This is a genomic window from Archangium sp. (genome assembly GCF_036388035.1).
Taxonomy (GTDB): Bacteria; Myxococcota; Myxococcia; order Myxococcales; family Myxococcaceae; genus Archangium.
This window is the reverse complement of sequence record NZ_DASVSO010000552.1, coordinates 1-4589: the sequence shown is the minus strand read 5'-3', so window position 1 is coordinate 4589 and position 4589 is coordinate 1. Positions and strand designations below refer to the sequence as shown.

The window sequence follows — 4589 nt, the reverse complement described above, 5'->3', positions numbered from 1 at the left end:
AAGCTCTTGTAGCCGGGGCCCTTGGCTTCCAGCAGTTCCTTGCCGGTGAAGCCGTCGAACTCCACCTCACCAATCATGTAGACGCGCCACGCGGGCTGGCCCGTCACCTGCTCCTCGTACTCCAAGGCCCGCTTGGATTGGCTGGTGGGCTTCTTGTACACCCACCTGCCGGGCCCTTGTGCCGAGGCCGTCTGCGCCGCCTTGCCACTCCCTCCCCCAGGGCTGCCTTGGCTGCTGCTGGCCATGTGGAGAATGGAAGCCGCGCCCAGTCCCACGCCGAGCGTCGTCGTCACCGTCCCCTCGGCCACCACCACCGTCCTCACCACCAGCACGCCCCCGGCCGTGACGGACAACACCGGCAGTTCCGCCCCCAGTCCGCCCATCCGGCCCACGGTGCCCACCGCCCCCGCTCCGCTGCCGTACAGCATCAGCAGGTGCGTGGACAGCCGCGCCGCCTCGCGTATCTGGTCCTGCGGAGACAGGGCGCCGTAGCGCGCGAAGTATTCGGGTGAGGAGGCAATCAGCAGTGCCACCGTGGTGGGCAACTGGGCGAGGCCCTCGGCACTGCGGATGGGGTGGCGGACGGACTCGGCGAGCGCCAGCGCCAACTCTCCCAGGGCGTCCTGCGCCCCGTCCAGCGCGGCATTGAGCCAGTCGCGCTCCAGGCCCAGCTCGGCCCAGGGAAGCATGTCCGAGCGTCGCAGTCCCTCGTCCACCGGGTAGAGGACACCACTGCGCGAGAAGTAGAAGGCCCCCACCACCAGCCGCCCTACCTTGAACTCGCCGCCCACCACCTCCACCTGCCCCATGCGCTGCAGGGGCCTGCCGCTGAGCGCGGCCACCAGGTAGCCGTCCGGACGCACCACCACCATTTGCCAGAAGCGCTCGGCGCGACCCGACAGCTCCGCGTACTCCACCGGCCCGCCACTGGCGAGCACCTCGCGCAGCAGCCAGGAGAGGGCGAGACGCGGGCCGAAGCTCTTCTGCGTCACCGACGTCCTCGCCACCTGACCCCAAAGATGCCGGGCCCTCTCGGCGGAGAGCACCTCGCCCGAGGGATGCCGGGCCCGCTCCTCCAGACCACTGGCCTCCTGCACCATTTGAAAGGCGTCCGCCTCCTGCCCGAAGCCGCCCGCGCTGCCCTCCTGCTCCATCAGCGTGGAGGACTCCACCGGCCGCCCGGAGTCGACACGGAACGAGGGCACCAGCGAGCGGCGACCCTGCCCACTCAGCGGGCTCGGGGGTGGGTGCCTCGTGGCGCACCCGCCCAGCAGCACCACCGCCACCAGGGCCAGGAAGGCCGCGCCGGAGCATCGCCACGTTCCACCAGGGCCAACGCCAGCGAACGAAGCGGACATGCGTGCCCCCGAAGGAAGACGGCACTCCCGAAGCTACCGACCCGCGCTGACACCCGGCCGGAGCCGCACCCCCTCAGGGCTGCCCTGACGGCAGGCGGAGAGTCTCGGAAAAAAGGTGTGGTCGGGACTCCGTACCCGGGGTCTCTTCACCACGTGCCCGATGGCAGTTAGCAAAGGCACGCCCATCCAGACACCGACCCACACCTTCCTGTTTCAATGGGCCACACCGCGTCCCGCTCCACGCATCAGCGTGATGCTCCCGAGACCTCGCATCCCCCTCCGTACGAGGTCCACATCCCACCGCATATCCGCACCGTCCTGGACCGGGTGCCTCGCCGGAGCCGGACGGCCATCGAGCGCAAGCTCCAGGATGCCGCGCGGCTCGCCGCGATGCGGCAATGGGTGCACGAGTCCGAGGGCCAGCACCCCATCCGCCTCCAGCTCGCCGGGTACCAGGGCACCTACTCGCTCGACCCTCGCACCCGGCAGCTGACGCTCTGGGACCTCGCCCGGCGCTGACCCTCCCCCGCGGGGAGACACCGCGCAGAGTGCCAAAACTTCCCAGGATTCACTCAGAGTGGAGCCAGTACCTGCACACCGGCGGGCCGGGTCGGGGACGCGCTCACGTTCACCGTGACATACACGGTGCGATGGTTGCCCGTGTAATCCGTGGCACGGATGTAGAGGTCATGGTGACCCACCGTCCCGGACGCGGCCTCCCAGGTCCCCCGGTATGTCATTGACGACGGGTCCAGGGTCAGCGGCTTCCAGGTGCCCGAGGTGGAGTCGAGCTGGAACTCCACGCCGCGCACTCCCGAGCCCATCGGCCCGTCATCCGCGCGCACCGCGATCTGCATCCGCCCCTCCAGGGAGGAGCCCGTGAGGGGCTCGACCACCGACACGCTCGGCGCGGACGAGTACAGACCGAGAGCCGCGGCCGTGAGGTGCGTCCCCAGGAGCCCCACGATGGCCACCGCGGGCAGGAAGGACGTCCATGATGAAGAGCCGAGCTTCCGATAAGTGATCGATCCCATTGTGAAGCCCGACAAAAGCGAGATTCGTGCCGAGCCTTGGCTACCCAAGCCAGACGGGAGCACCGAGCACGCCAACACGTTGTTTTCTCTTGGGAAAACAGCAGGTTGGCGGTCCTGTCGGGCTCGGACGTGGCCCCTGGAGACAGAAGTCAAGGCCTGCCTGGAAGCTGGCTCGGGTGGCGAGCCAGGAATTCTTTCAGGGAACCCCCTCGGGCACCGGGAAAAAACTGCCGATTCTCTCACCCCCTGACCTGTCTCCCGCGTTGTTCCGATCGGCGGAAGCCTGTAGACCGGGCGGAAGCGTGGGAGGGGAGCTGCGATGAATCCGATCGTGAAGGGAGCGCTCGTGGTGGGCGCTCTGCTCGTTGTGGGCGCGGGCGTGGTGGCGGGCCTGCGCGGCGGTAGGACCTCGCCCGAGTCCGGTGATGCGCCTGCCCCCCACCCCGCCCCGAAGCAGACCCTGACCCTCGCCGCGGCCGCGGACCTGAAGTTCGCGCTGGATGAGCTGGTGAAGGAGTTCCGTGCGAAGCACGCCGACGCGGACCTCCAGGTGACCTACGGCTCGTCGGGCAACTTCCTCGCGCAGATCTCCAATGGGGCGCCCTTCGATGTCTTCCTCTCCGCGGACGTGGCCTACCCGCGCACACTGGCCGAGCAGGGCCTCGTGTCCGAGGAGGGCATCTTCTCCTACGCCGTGGGCCGCCTCGTGGTGTGGGTGCCGAACGGCTCACCGCTGAGGGTGGAGACGCTCGGGATGAAGGCACTGCTGGAGCCCGCCGCCCGGCGCATCGCCATCGCCAATCCCCAGCACGCCCCCTACGGCCGCGCGGCCGAGGCCGCCCTGAGGAACCTGGGGGTCCATGACGCCGTCAAGGACAAGCTGGTGCTCGGAGAGAACATCGCGCAGACCGCGCAGTTCGTGCAGAGCGGCTCGGCGGACGCGGGCCTCATCGCCCTGGCGCTCGCACGGGCCCCGGCCATGAAGCAGGAGGGTCGCTATTGGGAAGTGCCGCTCGACGCGTACCCGCGCCTGGAGCAGGGCGGCGCCATCCTGAAGCGGGCTCGGAATGTGGAGCTGGCGAAGCAGTTCCGGGACTACCTGTTGGGGACGGAAGGCAAGGCGCTCCTGAAGCGCTACGGCTTCTTCCTCCCGGGAACGTGAGCGTGGACTGGTCGGCCATCGCCCTGAGCCTGCGCCTCGCCGGGTGGACCACGGTCATCCTCCTGGCCGTGGGCCTGCCCATCGCCTGGTGGCTGGCCACCTCGCGCTGGCGGTGGAAGTTCCTGGTGGAGGCCGTGGTCGCGCTGCCGCTGGTGCTGCCGCCCACCGTGCTGGGCTTCTACCTGTTGCTGGTGCTCGGCCCGCGCAGCCCCCTGGGACGGGCCTTCGAGTCGCTCGCCGGCCACTCCCTCCCCTTCAGCTTCGAGGGCCTGCTGCTGGCCTCGGTCCTCTATAGTCTGCCCTTCGCCGTCCAGCCTTTCACCGCCGCCCTCGCGGGCGTGGATCGCCGCCTCCTCGAGGCCTCCTGGTGCCTGGGCGTCTCGCGCTTCCAGACGTTCGTCCGCGTCGTGCTGCCCCTGTCCGCCACCGGCATCCTCTCCGGCATGGTCCTCACCTTCGCACACACCCTGGGCGAGTTCGGCGTGGTGCTGATGGTGGGCGGCAACCTGGAGGGCCGCACGCGCACGGCCTCCATCGCCATCTACGACGCGGTGCAGGCGCTGGACTACGCCTCGGCGGGCAGGACGGCGCTGCTGCTGCTCGTCTTCTCCTTCGTCGTGCTGGCCGTCACCTACGGGCTCCAGCGGAGGGCGTGGTCGCCATGGCCGACACGCTCGTAGTCGACCTCGAGAAGCGCTTTCGCGGCGGCCCCACCGTCCAGGCGGCGCTGGAGCTGCGGGCCCTCCCCGGCCGGGTCGCGGTGCTGTTCGGCCCCTCGGGCGCGGGCAAGACGACGGTGCTGCGCTGCCTCGCGGGGCTCGACCGGCCCGAGCGCGGGCGCATCCTCTTCCACGGCGAGCCCTGGTACGACGCCGGGGCCCGCGTCTTCCTGCCGCCCCAGCAGCGGCGCGTGGGCTACCTCTTCCAGGACTACGCCCTCTTCCCCCACCTCACCGCCGAGCAGAACGTCCAGTACGGCCTCGCCCACCTGTCCCCGGCCGAGCGGCGCGAGCGCTCCCGCTCCCTCTTCGCCCT

Annotated in this window: 6 protein-coding genes; 4 read left to right on the top strand and 2 right to left on the bottom strand. The window is 70.0% G+C overall.

Annotated features, from left to right (window positions below; genetic code table 11):
- On the bottom strand, positions 1-1358 hold a 1358-nt coding region (locus VF697_RS22235; protein ID WP_331098132.1), incomplete at its 3' end, for a hypothetical protein.
- A gap of 327 nt (positions 1359-1685) precedes the next feature.
- Between VF697_RS22235 and VF697_RS22230 the strand changes: the two genes are divergently transcribed.
- Positions 1686-1877: a hypothetical protein gene (locus VF697_RS22230; protein ID WP_331098130.1), complete on the top strand. Its 192-nt coding sequence runs from the start codon at positions 1686-1688 to the stop codon at positions 1875-1877.
- Between the two features lie 53 nt (positions 1878-1930).
- Here VF697_RS22230 and VF697_RS22225 read toward each other — a convergent pair whose 3' ends face one another.
- Positions 1931-2392 (bottom strand): Ig-like domain-containing protein, encoded by a 462-nt coding sequence (locus VF697_RS22225; RefSeq protein ID WP_331098128.1) that lies wholly within the window; start codon positions 2390-2392, stop codon positions 1931-1933.
- 319 nt (positions 2393-2711) lie between these two features.
- On the opposite strand from VF697_RS22225, the gene modA reads away from it, so the two are divergent.
- The 3 genes from modA to VF697_RS22210 all read left to right on the top strand — a co-directional run.
- Positions 2712-3554: a molybdate ABC transporter substrate-binding protein gene (gene modA / locus VF697_RS22220; protein WP_331098126.1), complete on the top strand. Its 843-nt coding sequence runs from the start codon at positions 2712-2714 to the stop codon at positions 3552-3554.
- A gap of 2 nt (positions 3555-3556) precedes the next feature.
- Positions 3557-4234 carry a molybdate ABC transporter permease subunit gene (gene modB / locus VF697_RS22215; RefSeq protein WP_331098124.1) on the top strand — a complete coding sequence of 226 codons (678 nt, stop codon included), beginning with the start codon at positions 3557-3559 and terminating at the stop codon, positions 4232-4234.
- Positions 4216-4589: ATP-binding cassette domain-containing protein (locus VF697_RS22210; RefSeq protein ID WP_331098122.1), on the top strand; the 374-nt coding region annotated here is incomplete at its 3' end. The genes modB and VF697_RS22210, both read left to right, overlap by 19 nt.

Excerpts from the sequence above, each read along its gene's own strand:
- VF697_RS22225 (WP_331098128.1), bottom strand. The coding sequence starts at position 2,392 with ATGGGATCGATCACTTATCGGAAGCTCGGCTCTTCATCATGGACGTCC.
- modA (WP_331098126.1), top strand. The coding sequence starts at position 2,712 with ATGAATCCGATCGTGAAGGGAGCGCTCGTGGTGGGCGCTCTGCTCGTT.